A 19,880-nucleotide genomic window follows, 5' to 3' on the forward strand; every position below is an offset into this window, starting at 1 on the left:
TCCGTCACCCGGGGGTGGGGGGGGCCCCCCCCCCCGGTGGGGGGGGGGGGCGCCCCCCCGCCACACTGCCTGAACTGCATCTTTCTTGGCTTCTACCAGCGGTACCAGCGGCCACTGCCACCCTTCGGGCGGGCGACGAAACCGATCAGCCACAGCACCAGGACCGCGATTGCGACCCACCAGAGAATCTTGAGGGCGAAACCCGCACCGGCGAGGACCAGAATCAGTAGAAGAACGAGAAGCAGGGGAACCATAGTTATCAACCTCCAAAACCACTCTTGCCCGACCCCGTCGGAATCACGCACTCTGGCTTTAGGTGTTTCCTACTCGACGGGCCGGGCAGAAGGAATGAATTTCCCGCAGAGGAACAACTGGACCCTCACGGCGCCCTCGCCGCAAAGACCACGGCACGCGTGGCTCGGGCAGTACAAGCCGGGGACGCTGCGCGACTAGCGAGGAGCAGGGGCAGGGACCAGCGGCGCATGGCTGTCACCGTGCCGCATACGGGCCGTTCGGCGCTCCTGACGGCCCCGGCGGCCCCTCGGACGGATGGCCTCTCCGCGTGCACCGGGCCGGTTCTGTCCGGTCGGACCCTGGAAGGAGAGATGACGAGGGAGGCCTGCGGGTGATGCTGAGACCGCCGGTTGAGCCGATGCTGGCGCAGGCTGTGGAGTCGGTGCCGACTCTGCGTGATCTTGCTTTTGAGCAGAAGTTCGAGGACGGCCGCAGGGCGTTGCTGTTCACCCCTGCCGAGGCGGGCGGTCGGGTGCTGTTGCAGACCCGCCGCGGGTCGCTGGTCCAGGACCGGTTCCCGGATTTGGTCGCGGCTGCCGAGCAGCTGCCCGTCGGTCTGGTCCTCGATGGGGAGCTGCTGGTGTGGGACGCCGAGGCCGGGCAGCTCAGCTTCGCGGGGTTGCAGCGGCGGGCCGCCGCCCGCAGGCGTACCGCTCCCGGGCTGGCGGCCCGGTGGCCGGCCCACTTCGTGGCGTTCCATGTCCTGATGGCTGACGGCGTCGAGCTGCTCGCCCTGGCCTACAGGGAGCGCCGCCGACGCCTCGAGGTGCTGTTCGCGGCCCAAGCCCTGACGCCCCGTGGACACTGTGCCCGCAGACCACGGACGTGGCGAAGGCGCGGGAGTGGCTGGAGTCGTGGACCGACGTATCCGGCGTCGAAGGCCTGGTCGTGAAGAGCATGAACCAGCGCCACCTGCCCGGATATCGCGGCTGGTCCAAGATCCGAAGACGGGACACCACCGAGGCGGTCATCGGCGCGGTCACGGGCACCCTGACCCTCTGCCAGAAGTGCGACCTGCGGTTGCTGGGACCCCTGCCCCGCCAGCTCGCCCGCCCGTTGACCCTGACCGGCACGGACCAGGTGCTCACCATCGAAGTCGACCCCGCCGGCCAGTCGGCCGGGTAAGCGGGCCGACGGGTCCCCGTGCGGACTGAACGCGAGACCGAGTTCGCTACCTGCAGGGCGCGGCTGCCCGCCGCCCGCTGTGCGTTCGCCTCTCAACGGGTCGCGAAGGTCCGTTCCGGCTCCCTGGGTGCCGTACGCAAGATCGGGGCGCAGGACCGCGCCGCGGCGTCGGCAGGCGCCGGCCCCGCACGCGTGGTCCGCCCTCCCGGTGGTGCTGCCGGAAGCATTGTCCGAGCCTGCCCCTAGAGTCGCCCCAACGTGATCGCGGCGGCGCTGCGACCGGGGGTGTGCCATGCCGTGCCATGCCCCGGACCAGGCCGTCTGACCGAGGAGACAGCACATGGGGTGGGTTCCGGCCGGCGACTACGAAGTCGCCCTCGACGACGGGAAAGTGGTTTGCCGCAACGCGGCGGGTCGCCGGCTGAAGACGGTCCCGGGGAAACTCGCGGACGACCCGGCCGTGGTCGGACTGCGTCAGCTGGTGGAGTGGCTGGACCGGCACGAACGCCAGTGCGTCGCCGACGTGGAGCGCTGGATGGTGCGCTCGCTGCCCGTCCCCGTCGCGGCGATCGCCCAGGTGTGGCAGGACACGGCCTGGCGCTCCGCGCTGCGCGACCTCGTCGTCACGGGTGAGGACGGCGACGTCGCGGGGTTCCTGCGCGACGCCGACCCCGTCCGGGGCCTCGGCCTCGTCGACCTCGACGGCGACACGGTGCGCATCAGCCCCGAACTGGTCCGCATCCCGCACCCGGTGCTGCTGGCGGACCTGGAAGAACTTCGCGAGTTCGCGGTCGAACTCACCGTGGACCAGCGGGTGCAGCAGCTCTTCCGCGAGGTCTGGCACCGCCCGGCGGACCTGGACCCGGAGACCGCCTCGGTCGACGACTACGCGGGCGGCGCCTTCAAGGAACTGCGGTTCCTGCACGGGCGCACCACCCAGCTCGGCTACCGGGCCCGCGGCGGCCAGGCGGTCTGCCCGGTCGTCGAGGACGGTGCGACGGTCGAGGCGCGCATCTGGATCGGCGACTACGACAGCTACGAGCGGACCGAGACCGGCTCGCTGACCTGGACCGACGCCGCCGGCCGGGCCCTGACCGCCGGACAGGTCGGCCCGGTCGCCTGGTCGGAAGGCATGCGCATGGCGGCGGCCCTGTACGCGGGACGCGACATCGAGGACGAGGAGCAGGCGGCATGAACACCGACGACACCACCCGGGCCGCGGCCCTGCTGGACGCCGGGGCGATCCTGCGCGCCGGCACCGTCGCCCGCGACGACGCCGACAGCCTCACCGCCCGGACCTACACCCACCCGGCCTTGGACGACCGGCGCGTGGTGCGCCTGGTGGCGGGCACCCTGGGCGAGGCCGAGGACCTGGCACTGGACTTCCTCGGACTCGCCCGCGAGCCCGACGCCCCCGAGGTGGGGCAGGTGCGCCGCGAGACGCTGGGCTTCCCCGCCTGGGCCCTCGTCAACGATCCGGCCAACGGACACCACGCGCTGGCCCTGGTCAAGGACATGGAACGGCTGGCCCGCCAGGCCAAGTCCCGGGCCGGCGCCGCCAAGGACGGCTTCGAGGCACTCGCCACCCGGCTCGGTCGCGCCGTACCGCACTTCCTGCCAACGTTCTACGAGCAGGCCGCGCGCGTCTTCCTCCAGCACGACAACAGCACCTACGCCGCGACTCTCTTCGGCAAGGCACGCGCCGCCGAGCGCGTCCACGGCCTGCCGGTCGACGAGGAGCGGCAGCGTGCGGTCTTCCTGGAGTTCGCCTTCGCCGGGGCCCTGACCGTCAAGGCGCTCAAGGACCACGCGCAGGATTTGTCGCACCGCCTCGACCCGGCCGAGGCCTGGGCGCAGTTCCGGCAGCTCGCCGTCGAACGCTGCGGTGCGGGCATGGCGCCGTACGCCGCCCTGCCGCAGGACGCCCGCGCGCTCATCAAGGCCGCGGGACTGGACAGGGAGACCGCCGAGAGCGCCTTCGTCGGCGACCTGATCGCCTCACCGAGCATCGTCCGGGCCCCCGCGTCCTTCTGGACCGCCTACCGCCCGACCCTGGTGGCGCTCGCCGCCGCACGACCGGAGATCCGCACCCGCCTGCTGGAGATCATGCCGACCGGCCTCGGCGACGACCGGAAAGCCGACGAAGCCTGGCTGTCGCTGCTCGCCGAGACGGGCGCGGACGCCCTGCTCACCGACACGCGGAGCACGGACGGCGTCGACCCGGCGGACTGGCTCAGCCGCTGGGCCCTGCACCGCAAGCACGGCTCGTCCAGCTCGGAGCGCTGCGCGGGCACCCTCGCCCTAGTCGAGCGCATGGCCCCCCGGCTGCGCTCCGACGGCCGCCCCGCCGACCTCTTCCAGGGACGCTGGCACGCAGGCGCCGACCTGGACCTGCTCGACGCCTGCGTCGCCTGGGACATCCCCGTCAACGAGCCGGCGGCCGGTGCCAACGTCCACCTCCCGCTGGAGCGCTGGATGGGTGACGACACCCCGGGCCGCCGCGACCTGACGGCCGTCGCCGGCCGCCCCCGCTTCCGCGGACTGCTGTACGACGCGCTGAACGGCCTGAACGGCCATCGCTCGAAGGACTCCGTACTCACCGCGATCGCCGCCCACCCGGTGCTCGGCGCCGTTCTCCACGACTGGCTGCGCGATCGCGCCGCGGAACTCACCGGGGCGGCAGGACTGCCCGGTTCGCGAGCGGCGCTCCGGCGCCTGTCGTCCTTCCGCGCGGTCGCCGGAGCGGTCAACCCGGAGGCAGTCGCCGAGATCGCCGCGTACGACCCGGCGCCGGTCCTCGGCGCCACCCTGCGCGCCGGCGTCCTGGACGAACTGGGCTGGCCCGCCCTGGAAGAGGCCTACCGGCGCCTCGACACCGACCGGACCGACCAGAACCACTGGATGGTGGTCGCCGAGGCCTGGCCCGCCCTGGTCCTCGCCAACCGCCACACGGCCGTCGTGGTCGGCCCCGAAGGGGTGCTGCTCGAACACGACCTGCGCCTGCCCGCCGACCTGGACCACTGGCGGCGCCCCCGCTTCCGGTACACCGACGGCGAACTGCTGGTCATCTGGGCGCAGGACGGCAAGCAGCGCGCGTACTGGTCGGCCCGCCCCGCCGACCCCTTCACCCTCGGCGGCGAGCAGCTGCCGCAGTGGTGGAACGGGCAGGAGGTCGGCTCCCCGTCGCTGCCGCTGCCCGGCGGCGGCCGCGCCACCGGCGGCCGCACCCTGCACGCGGGCGACACCACCCTGCCGTCCACCCGCCCCGTGCTGGGCGACGGCACCGGACACTGGCGCCAGGGCAAGCAGGGCCGCGACCACTGCTGGGTCGAGTACGACCCGGCGGGCGGCACCCACGGGCGTGCTTCGCTGCCCGCCTTCCTGCAATCGGGAATCCGCGACGGCGCCCGCCTCGTGACCGAGGAATGCGAGGTCCTGCCGCTGCTCCCGGGCCTGGAGACCACGCCGCTGGGCACCGACGGCACCGTCCTGGGCCGCTGGGTGCGCACCGAGGGACAGGACCCCGACCGCCGCGTCACCTCCGCGACCCCCGACGGGCGGACCGTCACCCTGGCCGTCGCGCCCGGCCGCCGGGACCACCCCGTACCGCTGGGCGCCCTGCGGCTGCCGGGCGGAGCCGCGCCCCTCGCCGCCATCGTCGGCGGCACCGTCGAGCTCTATCCGGCGGGCGCCGTCACCACCGACGCGCTGGGATCGGTCACCCTCGGCGACCGGGGCGGCGAGTACGCCGCCGGCACCCGGTACGTCCCGCCGCCCGCGTTCTGGCACGCCCTGCGCCCGCGCGACGCACGGGGCTCGGCCGCCCTGCGCGCGGTCACCGACGCGCAGATCGCGACCCTCCTCGACGCCGTCGACACGGCACTGGCCGGGCGGAAGGCCGCGGTCGCCGCCGACAAGTCGTACAACGGCCCCACCGCGGACGAGCTCATCGAGGCCGCCGTCGCCACGGCGCTCCCCGCGCTGACCGACGCCCGGCTGCTCACCGGCGTGAGCGCACTGGTGCGGACGGCCGCCCACCACCGCGCCGCCACCGCCGCGTACGCCACACCCCCGCAGGACGAGCCGCACGGCGGGAAGCGGCACGGCGACGGGATGTACGCCGACCACCGGCCCGTCCACGGGGACGACACCACCCTGACCGCCGCCGTGGACGGGATCGCCGCACCGGGCGGATACCGCTACTGGGGGCACGAGGCGAAGTGGAGCGGACTCCAACAGATCCTCTCCGTCAACCAGGTCCTGTCCGGCAAGCCCGCCGACGGCAAGCCGATGCCCGACCCCACCACGTTGCCGGCCCTCGGCGACGGCTGGACGAGCGAGACCCGCACCGTCCCCGGCATCGACCTGGCCTGGCTGCCGTTCCTGGACGCCCTGGGCCCCCTCGCCTACCGCGCCGCCGCCCCCACCACCACCGACGAACACCGGGAGGCGCTGCTGCTCCTCCTGGAAGCGGTCGCCACCGGCCCGCTCGCCAACCCCGCGGGCGCCCTGCGACAGGTCCTGCTGTGCGAGGAGGACAGCGAGGACCAGGCCGGCAAGAAGCAGCGGCTCGGCCAAGTGCTGCGCCGCGGCGACCGCACGGTGGTGATCCTCGGCCGGGAGCACACCCACCGCGACGACCGCGTCCACTGGCTCGCCCTCGACCACGACCCGGAAGGGGCGTTCGGCCAGATCGCCGACTTCACCCACCACGAGGACCAGCGGTACACCCCCGCCCTCCCGCACGAGCGCCTGCTCCCGCTGATACGCCTCGTCCGCGAGCGCGGCGCCGCGCCGTGGCGGCCCGAAGCGCCCGTCACACTCGACGCCGCCACCGGCATCGGGCCCGCACAGGCGACCCTGCTGGTCGCGGCGGGCACCGGTGAACCGCACGCGGCCGCACTGGCCCTGATGGGCCTCAAGGCCCGGCAGGCCGAACGGGCCCACGACCGGCTGAGTGCGCTCGGCGGCACCAACCGGCTGGCACTGCTGGACGCGCTGCTGCCCGCCGACCCCGCCGACCTGTGGGAGACCGGCCCCGACACCGCGGCGGCCGCCAAGACCTGGGCGGAGCGCCTGGGATCGCTGGTCCGGCTGCCGGAGGACCTGGGAGACGTCCTGGCCGGTGTCTCCATGGCGTCGGCGGAAGCCGTCCTCAACCCCGATCGCACCGCGTGGCTCAGCCGCACCACCGTCATGGGGCTCGACAAGGACGGCGACCTCGTCGCGGAGGACCCGGCCGCCGTCCCCGGCCGCGGCCACCTCACGAGCGCGGTGGCCGCGCTCAGCGGGCTCGCCTACGGACTGCCGTACGGCCATCCGCTGCGCGCCCACCTGCCGGCCGGACTCGCCGCGCTGCGCCGGCGCCTGGCCGACCCCGGCCTCATCCTCGACCTGAACGTGGAGTGGACGGAGAAGGGCACCGCGACCGCGGTCCCGCTGCGCACCGCGTACGGCATGCCCGCGACGGGAGGGGCGGGAGCCGACGGCCTCACCCGCCTCGGGGACGCCGTCGTGCTGCGCCCCTGGTACGGCGACATCGAGATGGCGTTGGTGCGTACGGCCGGGCTCACCGGCGCGGACGATCCCGTCTTCGGGCTGCTCGAAGGGCTGGTCGGCCCGGGCCGTGGCCACTGCCTGGCGGCGGTGCGGGCCCTGCTCGGCGACGACCTCGAACAGGCCGTCCTGGCCGGTTCGGTTCCCGGCGGCTTCACCGGCTACGCCCAAAACCCGGCCCGCTCGGTCCCGGAGCTGGTCGCCGAGGTGGCCGCGGCCCACGGGCTGGGCGACGACGCGGCCGCGCTCTACCTGCAACTGCTCGCCCTGCCCGACCCGACCGACCGCGACCGCGCCCGGTGGACCGGCTGGACGCCGGGCCGGTCGAAGAAGGCGAGGACCGAACTGGCCGCCACCGGCCTGATCCTGGAGGCCAAGCGGTCCCGCGCGGGCCGGACCCTGTTCCTGCCCTGCGGCTGGCACGACTTCAAGGCCCCCGCCCTGCCGGTGGAGACCTGGAAGGAACCCCTCTACCCGCTCCGCGACCACACCCGGGCCGTGCCGCACCTGCCGGTGCCCGCCCTGTTCGCCCGCGCATGGGGCCGTGTCAAGGACGGCGACGCCCCCGCCTTCGAAGAACTCACCACCCGTGCCACCCGGAAGGGCCGCCGCCGATGACCACCGACACCACCGTTTCCGCACCCCCGTCCGCATCCCCGCCCGCCCGGCAGGTCAGCCCGCCCGAGGACCGCCACGCCACCGAACTGGCCTTCCTCGCCGCCTACGACAACGGCCCCCGCCCGCCCGCCTGGCTGCTGAGCCCGCGCGCCGTCGTCACCTTCGTGATGGGCAGCGGAGGCGAGGCCCTGCGGCTGCCCGAGGGCGCCGCGGCGCCCCACGGCGTCCCGCGCAAGCTGGTCGTCGAGCAGAAGTTCGTCGGCGACCGCGCCCTGGTGGAACGCTGCGTCGTCACCCTCGCCGGAGAACGCGGGCTGCTGCTCGTCGGCGAGCCCGGCACCGCCAAGTCGATGCTCTCCGAGCTGCTGTCCGCCGCCGTGTGCGGCACCAGCGGCCTGGTGGTGCAGGGCACCGCGGGCACCACCGAGGACCAGCTCAAGTACGGCTGGAACTACGCGCTGCTCCTGGCCCAGGGCCCCACCCGGCAGGCCCTGGTGCCCTCCCCAGTCCTCACCGCCATGACCCGAGGCGCGGTGGCCCGCGTCGAGGAGATCACCCGCTGCCTGCCCGAGGTCCAGGACGCCCTGGTCTCGCTGCTGTCCGAACGGCGCATCGCCGTCCCGGAACTGGCCGGCAGCGCCGACGCCCTCGCCCACGCCGCACCCGGCTTCACCCTCATCGCGACCGCCAACCTCCGCGACAAGGGCGTCTCCGAGATGTCCGCGGCCCTCAAGCGCCGCTTCAACTTCGAGACCGTCGGCCCCATCGGCGACCTGGACGCCGAGACCGCCCTGGTACGCCGCCAGGCCCACGCGGCCGTCACCCGGGCCGGAGCCCCCTTCCAGGTGGACGACGCGATCCTCGAAGCCCTCGTGACGGCCTTCCGCGACCTGCGGGACGGGCGGTCGGCCGAAGGCTGGGAGGTCGAGCGCCCGTCCACGGTGATGAGCACCGCGGAGGCGGTGTCCGTGGCCGGTTCGCTGGCCCTGGCCGCCGCGTACTTCCCGGGCGACCGGGACGTGCTGTCCCTGCTCCCCGGCCACCTGCTGGGCGTGGTCCGCAAGGACGACCCGGCCGACGCCGCGCGGCTACTGGGCTACTGGGACGGCGCGGTGCGCCGCCGCGCCGAGCAGGGTTCGGCGACCTGGCGCACCCTGTGGAACCAGCGCCCGGCCCTGGAGAGCTGACGCCATGACCGTTCCGTCCCCGGCCGACGCCACCGCTGCGGAAGCCTCCATCCCCCCGGCCGACGCCACCGCCCCGGCCATGACTCCGGACGAGGCGGTGGAGGCCCTGACCGACCCCACCGCCCCGTACCTCATCGGCGTCCGCCACCACGCGCCGTCGATCGCCGCCGTCATGCCGGAACTGCTGGACGCAGCGAGGCCCGAGGTGCTGCTCGTCGAGCTGCCCGCGGATCTGCAGGAGTGGCTGCCCTGGCTCGCCCACGCCGACACCCGGGCCCCCGTCGCCCTGGCCGCCGTCCCCGCCACCTCCGGCGGGGACGGGCGCGGGCCCGCCTTCTACCCGTTCGCCGATTTCTCCCCCGAACTCGTCGCCCTGCGCTGGGCCGCCCGCCACGGCATCTCCGTGATCGCCTGCGACCTGCCGCTGTCCGACCCCGCCCGGCACGAGCCCCGGCGCCCGGCCGGGGCGGCCCACGAGGGGCCCGGGCTGCGCGAGGCGCTCACCGCCCGCCTCACCGGCCGTCCCGGCGAGGACCTGTGGGACCGCCTGGTGGAGACCGCCGCCCCCGGCTCCCCGCCCGAGGCGCTGCGCCGCGCCGCCCTGCTCACGGGCTGGGCGCTGCGGCACGACGCCGAACGGGCCGGGGCGGTGGCCGAGTCGGACCTGGCCCGCGAGCGCTGGATGCGCGCCCGAATCGACGAGGCCACGGCCGCCGGGCGCCGGGCGGCCGTGGTCGTGGGCGCCTTCCACACCCCGGCGCTGCTGGGCCCCGGGACCGGCCCGGTGCCGCCCGCGGACGCGCTCCCCAGCGGTCCGGCCTGGACCGTTTCCCTCATCCCGTACACCTATCCGCTGCTGGACGAGCGGTCCGGCTACCCGGCCGGCATCCGCGACCCCGAATGGCAGCACCTCGTCCTGGAAGCGGCGGGCCGTACGGCCGCCATCGACGAGGCACTGCTCACCACGGCCGTGCGGATCTGCGGCGAACTGCGCGCGCAGGACCACCCCTCGGGGCCCGCGGACGCCCGCGAGATCGTCCGGCTGGCGGGCGACCTCGCCCGGCTGCGCGGCCTGCCCGCGCCCGGCCGCGGCGAACTCATCGAGGCCGTGCAGACCGTACTGGCCCAGGGCGAACCGCTCGGCCGCGGGCGCGCCGTCGCCCGGTCGCTGGAACGGGTCCTGGTAGGCACCCGCTCCGGCCGGCCCGCGCCCGCCGCTCCGCGCAGCGGCCTGGCACCGGCCGTGGAGGACGAGGTCGCGGCCCTGGGCCTGCCCGGCCCCGCCGACACGGGCCCCGCCACCCGCGACCTGCGGCTCGACCCCTTGCGCTCGGACCTCGACCGCCGCCGCGAACTCCTGCTGCGCCGGCTGACGGTCTGCGGCATCCCCTACGCCACGTCGACGCCCGTGACGGGCGCGGGCGCCGGCGAGGCCGTGACCACCCGGTGGGAGGTGCGCTGGACCCCGGCCACCGCCGCCATGCTCACCGCCGCCGGAATCCGCGGCGTCACGCCGGCCCAGGCCGCCGAAGGCCTGCTGCGCGAACGGCGCCGCGCCGAACAGGACGACGGCGGGCCCACCGCCGCCCAGAGCATCGACGGCCTCGCGGAGGCCGCCGCCTGCGGACTGCCCGCGCTGGCCGACGAACGCCTCACCGAACTGGGCGAGGGCGTCCCGGCCACCGGCACGCTGCCCCAACTGCTGGCCGCCCTCGAACTGCTGGACCGCATCCGAGCCGGCCACGTCGCCGGACTCGGCCTGGACCCGGCCCGCGCCGCGCGGTCGGCGGCGGTCGGCGAACTGCTCACCTCGGCCGCCGTCCGCCAGGTCGACGGCCTCACCGGCTCCGACGACCCCGACGACGCCCGAGCACTGCTCGAACTCGCCCACCGCGCGGACGTCTTCGGCGGGATCCGGCTCACCGACGCCCTCACCCGGCTGGCCGCCGACGGCTCGCCGCTGATGTCCGCCGCGGCCGGAGCCGTCCGAGTCCTGCTCGGCCACGAGGACGCCCATGCCTTCGGGACCCGCACCGCGTCCTGGGTGGACGCGGCCACCGACGCCGCCACCCGGACCGCGCTGACCGCCCGCCTCACCGGCCTGCTCACCGCGGCCGGCCCACTCCTGGAGACCATGGCGCCCGTCCTCGACCCGGTGCTGGACCGCGTCACCGACCTCGGAGACACCGCCTTCCTGGACCGCCTGCCCGCACTGCGCGGCGGCTTCGACACCCTCAGCCCCGCCTCCCGCGACCGGCTGCTCACGGCGGTGGAAGACCGGCTCGGCGACGCTGGGGGCCGGGTCACCGACACGGACGGCATCGACCCGGCCGCGCTGGCGCTGTGGACCCGCGCCGACCTCGCCGCCCGCGAGACCCTGGACCGGCTGGGCCTGCTGCCCCCCGCCCTCCCGGCGGGTCCCGACGTCTGCGGACCGTCCGCGACGCCGCCGCACGACCGCGGTTACCGCCCCGGCGAACCGTCACCAGCCCTCCAGGCGGAGCCCACGACCCCTGATCCGACCGGTACGCCACCGCACGCCCCCGGCCGGCCATCGGCCCCGGACGCCGCTGCGACCGGTGGCACCGGCGACCGCGTGGCCGCGCAGCGGGCCGGCCTGCCGTCGGCAGCCTTCCCGGCGGTGCCCGCCGGATCCGGGGGAGCGGGCGGGAAGGCCGCACCCGCGCGGGACCGCGTCCTGGCCCCCGCCGACCGCTGGCGGCTGGTGCTCGGCCGCCGCACCGACCAGCTGCCCCCATCGGCAGCACCGTTGGCCACCGCGCTGGACGAGCTGTACGGCAACGGCAGCGGCGAGGGCTCCCGCAGCGATCTCGGCGCGGGCAACCGCGGCGGCCGCCAGGCGCCCTACCCCGGCGTCCGCGAATGGTCCGAGGAACTGTCCGCCCTGTTCGGCCCCGGCATCCGCGAGGAGGTCCTCGCCGCGGCCGCCGCGTCCGGCCGCCGCGACGTCCTGGGCGAACTCGACCCCGCCGGCGTCCGCCCCTCCGTCGACCTGCTGCGCACGGTCCTCCAGCACGCGGGCGGCCTCCCCGAGGCCCGGCTCGGCGCACTCCGCCCCCTGGTCCGCCGACTCGTCGACGAACTCACCCGGCAGTTGGCCACCCGGCTGCGCCCCGCCCTGACCGGCATGACGCTGCCCCGCCCGAGCCGACGCCCCGGCGGACAGCTCGACCTGGCCCGCACCCTGCGCGCCAACCTCGCCACCGCGCGCCGGGCCCCCGACGGCAGCGTCCAGGTCATCCCCGAGCACCCGGTGTTCCGCTCCCGCGCCCGGCGCGCCGCCGACTGGCGGCTGGTCCTGGTCACCGACGTCTCCGGCTCCATGGAGGCCTCCACCATCTGGTCGGCCCTCACCGCCGCCGTCCTGGCCGGGGTGCCCACTGTCTCCACCCACTTCCTCGCCTTCTCCACCGAGGTCATCGACCTCACCGACCACGTGCACGACCCGCTGTCCCTGCTGCTGGAGGTACGGGTCGGCGGCGGCACCCACATCGCCGCCGGGCTGCGCCACGCCCGCACCCTGGTGACCGTGCCGTCCCGCACCCTGGTCGTCGTGATCAGCGACTTCGAGGAGGGCCGTCCGGTCGGCGGGCTCCTCTCCGAGGTGCGCACCCTCGTCGGAACCGGGTGCCATGTACTCGGCTGCGCGAGCCTGGACGACGCCGGCCGCCCCCGGTACTCGACCGGCGTCGCAGGGCAGCTCGTCGCCGCCGGGATGCCGGTTGCCGCCCTCAGCCCGCTCGAACTCGCCCGCTGGGTAGGGGAGAAAATCGCATGAGCCAGCACCTGCCCGCTGTCGCGCCCGCCGTGACCGCCGAGATCGTCGGCGCGCTCTCGCCCAGGCTGCGCAAGCGGCTCGACGCCGCCATCACCAAGATCGCCGACCGGCCCGTCATCCGCGACGGCGACACCGTACGGATCGCGGTCGACGACGAGACCGGCCTGGAACTCCACGCCCCCGACGGGGTGGTGTCCACGGCGGACGCCATCCGCTGCGGCTGCCTGCTCGCCCCGGGCTGCCTGCACCGGGCGGCGATCGCGTCCGCCGCGCCGGTGGCCGACCCCGCCGCCCCGTCCTTTGACCCGGACGCCGGGCAACCGTCCCCCGGCGAGGACGCCGGACCCCCTCAGCCGCCGGAGGCCGAAGAGAGCACGGCCACCCCCGAGCAGCGTGCCGCGGCCGGCCACCTGTGGGCAGCGGGCGCCGCCCTGCTCGACACGGGCATCGAAGGTGCCGGAGCCGTCCTGCAGTCCGAACTGCTGCGGGCGGCCCACACCGCCAAGCTCGGCGGCCTGCCCCGCCCGGCCGCGGCCGCCGTCTCCGTCGTCACCGCGCTGCGCTCCGCCCGCTCCGCCGACCCCGCCCACCGCCTCGCCGACCTCACGGCAGCCGTCCTCGAACTGCTCGGCACCGCCCACCGGCTGCCCGACGCCACCGGCCCCGAACTGGCCGCCCTGCGCGGCACCGCCCGGCAGACCTACGTACCGGACGGATCCCTGCGCCTGTACGGCCTGTTCACCGAACCCCTGATCACCGCCGGCGGTTACGCGGGCGCCGTCACCTGGACCGCCGCCGCCGACGGCCGCCTCTACACCGTCTCGGACATCGCCCCGGGCGGCCCCGGCCGAGCCACGGCGGCCGCCGGGCGCACCGTACGCCTGGGCGACACCGCGCTCACCCACCGCCAGTTGTCCCAGGCAGGGCTCGCCCTGTCGGGGGCCACCGTCTCGCCCACCGGCCGCCTCGGCGCGGGCGCCGGGGTCAAGGCGGTCCAGGCGGCGGGCGCGGCCTGGACGGACGAACCCCTCGCCGCCCTGTGGGCCCCGCCCGCCGCCGGACAGGTCGCGCGCGCCCTGCACTCCCGGGCCCCGGGCGCCGACCTGCTCTTCCTCGACGTGACGATCCTGGGCCCCGCCCGCGAGACCGGCGGCGACTGCCTCCTCGCCACGTGCGACGACCTGACGCTCCGCCTCACCGCGGCCCACGACCATCCCGCGCTGGCGTACCGCGACAACCTCCGGATGCTGGCGGCCCTGCCCGGCACGCGCCTGCGCGTCGTCGGCCGCCTCCTCCCCGACTCCCGGCCCAGCCTCCAACTCCTGGCGGCCGCCCATCCGGCGGATCCCGCCCGGCGCGTCGACCTGGGCCTGGACCGGCTGCAACGTGCCGACCTCCCCTCCGCCCCGCCGCCGCCCGCACAGGTCCCCACCGGCCGGGGGGCGGACCCGGCCCCCCTCCATCTCCTGCGCCGCCGCCTCGAACAGGCCGTCGCCGCCGGACGCCCCTTCCTGGCCGTCCCCGGATCGCTGCCTGCCGACGCCGGGCAGCTGCGCCGCTCGGCCCTCCCCACCGCCGCCGATCTCCTGGCCGAACTGCAACGCACCGCCACCCGGCGCGCCCGCGACCCCTTCGGCCGCCTGCTCCCCGCCGACCCGACCGACTTCGCCCGCGCCTGGCTGGGCGCGGCCCTGTACACCGAGGCGGCAGAGACCTCGCTGTGTGCGGCGGCATGGCAACCGGAACGGTGAGGGCCGGGACGGCGACGGTGGCGTCCGGCGCCGGGCGTCAACCGCGGAGGTGCGCCTCGCGGTCCTGGCGTACGCATGCGACGGGGTAGTCACCGGTGCCGGGGTCGACGGTGACGCCGTGGTCTCGCTGCGAAAGCCGGGCGCCCATCTGTCGAGTTGGCGATACATCGTGCTGAGGGTGATGTCGCCGAGCTGGCGGGCGAGGTCGCGGGTGTGCAGTGTCAAAGTCCCAAGCTGGCTGGAAGTCCCGCTCGACCAGGTCCGACCTGGCCGAGACCGGCGACCTCGCCGAGGACATCGCGCTGCGGCCGGCCGTCTACGCGAGGGCGTAGAAGCCGCCCGGGTCTGACCGGCAGATTCCCCAGGCGGACCCGCGCCGATCTGGAGGGTTCGGTAGTTGCTGCTGGATCAGCCAACGTTTGCTTGCCCACACGGCGCGTAGGCGCTGGCTGTCCCTGCAACCGTGTGTCGAGCTGCTACGTCCAGAGGGCATGAGGGAAAACACTCCAGGGCGGACCGGTATGAAGCCGGAGGGAGAGCGCCAGGCCAGATACTTCTTCGCCGGCCTCGGTGCATTGACCGGGCTGGTTGTCTGGGTACCACGCGCCGCGTTCAGTATCGACGGGGGATTTGAGGCCCACGCGCGTGATCTGAGCGTGGTCTTCGTCGACCTGCCGCTTATCCTGCTCGGCGGCGTACTGGTGCCGCTCATCTCCTGGGCCTTGGCCGTCAGGCGGGTGCCGCCTTGGGCTGGGGCAGTCGTGGCCTTTGCCGCGCTCGCGCTCGGGGTGTGGGGTCTGTCCGAGTGGTGGACCCCCCGTCAGCATCCAGACCCCGGCTACGGCATACCCGGGATGTGACAGCGTCCACTTGTCGCCACACCCCCGCCGGCAGGGCGAGCCCTGCCCCTATGCGGTACCAGCCGGCGTTAGGGCCGTGGTGACGAGTCCCGGGTGCGCGCAGCGCATCGCGTGAGCGACGCCGAAGGCGTCCTTTGAGCAGGCTCGGCCCGGACACTGAACGAGCGGGCGGCCCTGGCTTACCGACGGCCTGCCGCTCACCGAAGTTCCCCAGGCCGTTGAAAGCCGGACCGCGTGGGGCGAAGAGCACCCTTGGTCGTTGCAGGCTGTGACCGCGCTTCCGTGATGACTGCGGCTGGATGAGGATTCCGGCTCTCAGCGCGCGGAACGAGGATCGGCCGTACAACTGCCGCTTGATCGTCTTGATGCGGTTGACGTGGCCTTCTACGACGCCGGAGCCGTACTGCAAGGTCAGGCCGGCTGTCACGGCGTCGATGTCGAACTTCATGAACCGGGCGAACCAGCGGATCGGCTGAGGTGCGTCACGCTCCACTTCGCTGATCCAGTCCTGCAGCAGATGGCCGGTGCGGTCGCTGACCGGGTCGGTGAACCGCTGCGCGATCTCCCGGGCGCGGGCGATTGCCGCCTTCGCCAACCCCGAAGAACGCAGGCCCCGGCCGAACAACCGGCAACGGGTTCCACCCGAGGGGCATCTGATGCTCGTGACGCCGGGGACAGCCGCCACGGCGACAGCACGCGACGGCTTACCCAGCCGGCTTTCGCGGCACCGTATCGCCTGTGACCAGCACCAACAGTGAATCGACAACGAGTACAGGCCGTAGCCGCTCGGCGAGCGGGAGCTTTGGACGAGCGGGTTTTCAGGGCGTGCGCACCAGCGCCTCGACCGCGGTCGCCGCGGCCTGCTCGATGAGTGCGATGCCGGTCTCCCGCGTGGGCTGACCGTCGGTGAGTACGACGACGAGCAGAGTGTGTCCCGCGCGCTCGACGACGCCCACGCTGTTGACGGCCCATAGCTGAGGCATCCCGCCCGGGAGCCAGCCGTTCTTGAGTACGGGCAGACCGCCGGGTGCTCCCGCTGCGCGGACGCCCCAGTTCTGTCCGTCGGTGACGGCGCTCATGAGGGCTCGTACGTACGACTGAGATGCGGCGCTCAAGGGGGAGTCCTGCGTGAACACGGCCTTCAGGAGGGCGATCTGATCGCGGGCCGTGGTCCGGGTGAGGCCCCAGGGTCCCCTCTGGCCGGCGTGCGCCGGGGTGAATCCGAGTCGTGCGTTGGCCGCGTCCAGGCCTTGGCGTCTGCCCACGCCGATCCAGAGTTCCTGCGCCGCGTCGTTGTCGCTGAAGCGGATCATGTCGGAGGCCAGCTGTCGCTGAGCAGAGGTGAGCCGGCCTCCGCGGTCCTGCGTCTGCAACAGCAGGGCGGCCAGGATGTCGACCTTGATGATGCTCGCGGAGGTGAAGGTCTCGCTGGACGAACCGTAGGCGGCCGAGCGGCCCGAGGTGAGGTCCTCGACGGCGAGCGCGTACCGGCCGTGGTGCGCCCCGAGCCCGTCGAGCGCGAGGCGCACGGCCTGCTCCGGAGTCGTCGTCTCCGCGGTGGCAGGTCTTACCTCGGAATCCGTTTTTGGCGCTGTCGTCGGCAGTGGGCCGGACGGCGCGCCCTCGGCGAGACCCGAGGCCGGGATCAGGATGTGGGCCACCATGGCGGCGCCCACGAGCAGGGGTATGACGAAGGCTGTCCGATGCTTCATACGGGCACTCGTTTCCGGACGTCCGGGCACGCGGACATCGCCTCAGGGCGTGTAAGGGCGTGAAGGAGTTCCGGACGAGCGCCGCCGTGCGTGCTCAGTCCGGTGTCGTCTGCCTCAGCGGCAGCGGCAGCGGCTGCTGCGGCTCACCCGCCGCAGGATCTGGCGATCTTCGCGTTCTCGTCGATGTCGATCGGGAAGTCGTGGTGGCCGCCGAGGTTCATGGTCCATCCGTGGGTGAGAGTTCCGGATGAGGGGTTGTGGGCGAGCCAGAACGGGGGTGTGGTGAAGGAGCAGGTGCCGGCGGCCGGGCCCTGGGCGGATCGAAGGTGCTCGGTCACGAACTGTTTCCCGAGCGTCGCCAGTGCCGTGGAGTCACCGGACTTGGTGGCCGCCACCAGCCCGCCGTAGAAATCGGAAACCGTGGGGTCGCCTCCTTTGCCGTCTCCGGAGACCGCCGCGCAGGTCAGGTCTGTCACCTTCCCCGTGGCCCCGTCGAAGTCCAGGGACGGGGTCCGGTCGAGCCGTCCGGTCCCCTGGTACAGCAGGACCTCACCCGACGCCAGCACGCCGTCGACCATGGCACCGCAGGTCACACCGCGGGAGTCGGCGCCCCAGATCCGTTGGTACGTGGAGTCGTTGGCGAACAGTGCAGCCACCTCGGCCGGATCCACCTCGGAGCGGGTGGCCGGGTTCTGGTAGCGCAGGGCGGAGAGAAACAGGGTGTTCGTCGTCCGCGCCGGGTCAGCCGGGGAGGCCGAAGCCGTGGGCGAAGGAGGCATATCGGCACTAGGCGGCGCAGTCGATGCAAGTACGGGCGCCGAGGCGCGGTCCTGACCCACTTGGGACACGAAGCCGGCGCCCAGGGTCGCGATCACCACGGCCGCCGCCGCACCTGTCTGCAGGCGCCGACGGCGCCGCCGTACCGAGCCGATGAGGTCATCCACGTCGTAGCTGCGCGGCGGTTCCTGCCGTGACCGGTCGAGCATGGCTGCGGTCAGCTCCTCCTCCAGGTCGAAGTCCTTCATGCCGCCCCTCCCGAACGTGTGTGCAGTGCCTGTGTACCGACGGTCGACCGGAGCTTCGACAGGCCCCGGGCCACCTGGGATCGGACCGAGCCGGCCGAGATGTCCATCAAGCGGCCGATCTCCGCGTCGTCGAGATCTTCGAAGTACCGCAGCACCAGTACGGTGCGCATGCCGATCGGCAGGGACTGCAGTTCGCGCATCAACTCGTCGCGGACCACGAGACCTCTGTACGGATCGACGTGTCCACCCCCGATACCGTCGTCCAGGGTTACTTCCGCACGCCCGCGTAATTTGCGCCAGCGGTCGTTGGCAAGGTTCACCAGGATTCGGCGTGCATAGGCCTCCGGTGCGTCGGCGGTGCGAACCCGGCGCCAGTGCCGGCACACCTGCTCCAGCGTGGACTGCACCAGGTCGTCGGCCACATGACGCTCGCCGGTGAGCAGCAGCGCGGTCCTGAAGAGCGCCGACGACCGTGCCTGCACGAAGGCCGTGAAGGCAGGAATGTCAGCGGTTCGCATGGACACCCGGCTCGTATCCCTTGGGCATGTCCGCCCCTCCCGAAGCCCCCTTGGCTCCCCCGCTCAACCTGACGGAGCCCACCCCCCGATTGCTGCACACGATCTCCGGTCGTGACCCAAGCGTTACTTTCTTCAACAGCCTCCCGTGCCCGCGGCCGGGGACGGCTGGATCTGCCCTTCGGCCTCGGACGGGACCGTCTACGCAACTACCAGCCGGTCCATGGAGTGGACCGTTGGTCCTGGAGGCGGGCGGTCGTCGTCGACGCCCGCAGCGAGGACGGCCACGAGATCCGGCTGCTCGCCGAGCCCTACACGGCAGCCGACGGCGAAGAACCGGAGGGCGCGCTCGTCGCAGCCGTGGACATGTCCGCAGACCAGGCCGCACACCGCCGGCTGACGCTGCTCCTGACCGGTGGCTGCGCAGCCCTGGTAGCACTGTCCGCCGCAGCCGGACACCTGCTCTCCGGACGCGCGATCCGACCCGCGCTGACGGCACTGCGCCAGCAGGAGGAGTTCCTCGCCGACGCGGCCCACGACCTGCGCACCCCGGCCGCCTCACTGCGCATCCTCGCCGAAACCGCGCTGCGCGACGACACCAACCGGGACGCCGCCCTGGAACGGACCGTTCGCCTGGCGAGCCGGATGGGCGACCTCATCGACGGCCTGCTCACCCGGGCCCGGATGGCAGCCGGCGTCAGCGCCCCGGACCGCCAGCCGATGCGCCTGGACCAGCTCGTAGAAGCCGTCGTCGACGACACCGAGACCGGCGGGCACCACGTGACCGTACGCACCGAACCGGTCGTCGTGGTCGCCGACCCCGACCTCCTGAAGCGGGCAGTGGCCAACCTGCTCGGCAACGCCCTCGTCCACGGCCACGCCCCCGGCCGGCCCGCGGAGGTCGAGCTCACCGTGACCGCCGACGGCACGCTGACCGTCGACGACGCCGGGCCGGGCGTACCCCGGGAATTGGCCGACTCCCTCTTCCAACGCTTCCGAAGCGGGTCCGCCTCCGGCTCCAGCGGCCTCGGCCTCTCCATCGCCTCCTGGATCGCCCACGCCCACGGCGGCACCCTCGACGCCACCACCAGCCCACGCGGCGGCGCCCGCTTCACCCTCCACCTCAAGCCCCAGGCGAAGTAAGAGGGAGAAGAGTGAACGCTCTCAACGGAGTTGCACAGATGCGCGCCATTGAAGAGCCCGGCCGGTAACGGCCCGGCCCGGCTTTTCACAGGGCAGCCAATGACGCGGCGGCGCCCGCTGAAGGGGCGAAACCCAAGGGCTGTCCCGTAATCCCCGGCGGGCGCACGACGACGGCTACGGCACCTCGCCGCCTTGCCGGAACGCCTGAATACGCCCAGTATGCGGACGTCCTCCGCTTTGCGAGGCCCTCGCGCCGCATCCCGGAGGGCGGGGACGAGGAACGTCAGGGCGTGGG

General features: G+C 74.0%; 13 protein-coding genes and 1 pseudogene. 9 read left to right on the top strand and 5 right to left on the bottom strand.

Annotated elements, in window-relative coordinates:
• Nucleotides 1–92 precede the first annotated feature (92 nt).
• Complete coding sequence (locus ACFWBY_RS27305) at nucleotides 93–254, bottom strand: hydrophobic protein (protein WP_385334477.1); 162 nt, start codon at nucleotides 252–254, stop codon at nucleotides 93–95.
• 374 nt (nucleotides 255–628) lie between these two features.
• Here ACFWBY_RS27305 and ACFWBY_RS27310 point away from each other — a divergent pair, with 374 nt between their 5' ends.
• From ACFWBY_RS27310 to ACFWBY_RS27345, 8 genes are all read left to right on the top strand, one after another.
• Nucleotides 629–1,186, top strand: coding sequence for a hypothetical protein (locus ACFWBY_RS27310; RefSeq protein WP_385334653.1), 558 nt, complete (start codon nucleotides 629–631; stop codon nucleotides 1,184–1,186).
• Complete coding sequence (locus ACFWBY_RS27315) at nucleotides 1,183–1,419, top strand: hypothetical protein (RefSeq protein ID WP_385334479.1); 237 nt, start codon at nucleotides 1,183–1,185, stop codon at nucleotides 1,417–1,419. The genes ACFWBY_RS27310 and ACFWBY_RS27315 overlap by 4 nt, the downstream gene beginning before the upstream one ends.
• A gap of 340 nt (nucleotides 1,420–1,759) precedes the next feature.
• Complete coding sequence (locus ACFWBY_RS27320) at nucleotides 1,760–2,614, top strand: DUF4132 domain-containing protein (protein ID WP_385334481.1); 855 nt, start codon at nucleotides 1,760–1,762, stop codon at nucleotides 2,612–2,614.
• On the top strand, nucleotides 2,611–7,593 hold the full coding sequence (locus ACFWBY_RS27325) for a hypothetical protein (protein WP_385334482.1): 4,983 nt from the start codon (nucleotides 2,611–2,613) through the stop codon (nucleotides 7,591–7,593). Before ACFWBY_RS27320 ends, ACFWBY_RS27325 begins: the two co-directional genes overlap by 4 nt.
• On the top strand, nucleotides 7,590–8,780 hold the full coding sequence (locus ACFWBY_RS27330) for an AAA family ATPase (protein WP_385334484.1): 1,191 nt from the start codon (nucleotides 7,590–7,592) through the stop codon (nucleotides 8,778–8,780). Before ACFWBY_RS27325 ends, ACFWBY_RS27330 begins: the two co-directional genes overlap by 4 nt.
• 4 nt (nucleotides 8,781–8,784) lie before the next feature.
• The gene (locus tag ACFWBY_RS27335; RefSeq protein ID WP_385334486.1) at nucleotides 8,785–12,579 is read left to right on the top strand and encodes a DUF5682 family protein; all 3,795 of its coding nucleotides are present in this window, start codon (nucleotides 8,785–8,787) and stop codon (nucleotides 12,577–12,579) included.
• A complete protein-coding gene (locus tag ACFWBY_RS27340; protein ID WP_385334488.1) occupies nucleotides 12,576–14,330 on the top strand; it encodes a hypothetical protein in 1,755 nt (584 codons plus the stop codon). The genes ACFWBY_RS27335 and ACFWBY_RS27340 overlap by 4 nt, the downstream gene beginning before the upstream one ends.
• Nucleotides 14,331–14,851: 521 nt before the next feature.
• Nucleotides 14,852–15,190: a hypothetical protein gene (locus ACFWBY_RS27345; protein WP_385334490.1), complete on the top strand. Its 339-nt coding sequence runs from the start codon at nucleotides 14,852–14,854 to the stop codon at nucleotides 15,188–15,190.
• Between the two features lie 322 nt (nucleotides 15,191–15,512).
• On the opposite strand, the pseudogene ACFWBY_RS27350 reads toward ACFWBY_RS27345, so the two are convergent.
• The 4 genes and pseudogenes from ACFWBY_RS27350 to ACFWBY_RS27365 form a co-directional block, all read right to left on the bottom strand.
• Nucleotides 15,513–15,875: pseudogene (locus ACFWBY_RS27350) on the bottom strand (transposase); the annotation flags it as partial.
• Between the two features lie 133 nt (nucleotides 15,876–16,008).
• A complete protein-coding gene (locus ACFWBY_RS27355; RefSeq protein ID WP_385334492.1) occupies nucleotides 16,009–16,902 on the bottom strand; it encodes a serine hydrolase in 894 nt (297 codons plus the stop codon).
• 143 nt (nucleotides 16,903–17,045) lie between these two features.
• On the bottom strand, nucleotides 17,046–17,927 hold the full coding sequence (locus ACFWBY_RS27360) for a hypothetical protein (protein WP_385334494.1): 882 nt from the start codon (nucleotides 17,925–17,927) through the stop codon (nucleotides 17,046–17,048).
• Nucleotides 17,924–18,445 carry a SigE family RNA polymerase sigma factor gene (locus ACFWBY_RS27365; protein WP_385334655.1) on the bottom strand — a complete coding sequence of 174 codons (522 nt, stop codon included), beginning with the start codon at nucleotides 18,443–18,445 and terminating at the stop codon, nucleotides 17,924–17,926. The genes ACFWBY_RS27360 and ACFWBY_RS27365 overlap by 4 nt, the downstream gene beginning before the upstream one ends.
• 225 nt (nucleotides 18,446–18,670) lie before the next feature.
• Here ACFWBY_RS27365 and ACFWBY_RS27370 point away from each other — a divergent pair, with 225 nt between their 5' ends.
• Nucleotides 18,671–19,585 (top strand): sensor histidine kinase, encoded by a 915-nt coding sequence (locus ACFWBY_RS27370; RefSeq protein ID WP_385334496.1) that lies wholly within the window; start codon nucleotides 18,671–18,673, stop codon nucleotides 19,583–19,585.
• Nucleotides 19,586–19,880: the final 295 nt, after the last annotated feature.

Origin of the sequence: Streptomyces sp. NPDC060049 (assembly GCF_042736715.1) — a bacterium.
Classification (GTDB): Bacteria; Actinomycetota; Actinomycetes; order Streptomycetales; family Streptomycetaceae; genus Streptomyces.

Bases quoted from the DNA above. Each gene is read 5' to 3' on its own strand.
- ACFWBY_RS27305 (WP_385334477.1), bottom strand. From the start codon at position 254: ATGGTTCCCCTGCTTCTCGTTCTTCTACTGATTCTGGTCCTCGCCGGT.
- ACFWBY_RS27325 (WP_385334482.1), top strand. From the start codon at position 2,611: ATGAACACCGACGACACCACCCGGGCCGCGGCCCTGCTGGACGCCGGG.
- ACFWBY_RS27360 (WP_385334494.1), bottom strand. From the start codon at position 17,927: ATGAAGGACTTCGACCTGGAGGAGGAGCTGACCGCAGCCATGCTCGAC.
- ACFWBY_RS27310 (WP_385334653.1), top strand. From the start codon at position 629: ATGCTGAGACCGCCGGTTGAGCCGATGCTGGCGCAGGCTGTGGAGTCG.
- ACFWBY_RS27330 (WP_385334484.1), top strand. From the start codon at position 7,590: ATGACCACCGACACCACCGTTTCCGCACCCCCGTCCGCATCCCCGCCC.
- ACFWBY_RS27345 (WP_385334490.1), top strand. From the start codon at position 14,852: ATGAAGCCGGAGGGAGAGCGCCAGGCCAGATACTTCTTCGCCGGCCTC.
- ACFWBY_RS27320 (WP_385334481.1), top strand. From the start codon at position 1,760: ATGGGGTGGGTTCCGGCCGGCGACTACGAAGTCGCCCTCGACGACGGG.
- ACFWBY_RS27335 (WP_385334486.1), top strand. From the start codon at position 8,785: ATGACCGTTCCGTCCCCGGCCGACGCCACCGCTGCGGAAGCCTCCATC.
- ACFWBY_RS27365 (WP_385334655.1), bottom strand. From the start codon at position 18,445: ATGCGAACCGCTGACATTCCTGCCTTCACGGCCTTCGTGCAGGCACGG.
- ACFWBY_RS27355 (WP_385334492.1), bottom strand. From the start codon at position 16,902: ATGAAGCATCGGACAGCCTTCGTCATACCCCTGCTCGTGGGCGCCGCC.
- ACFWBY_RS27340 (WP_385334488.1), top strand. From the start codon at position 12,576: ATGAGCCAGCACCTGCCCGCTGTCGCGCCCGCCGTGACCGCCGAGATC.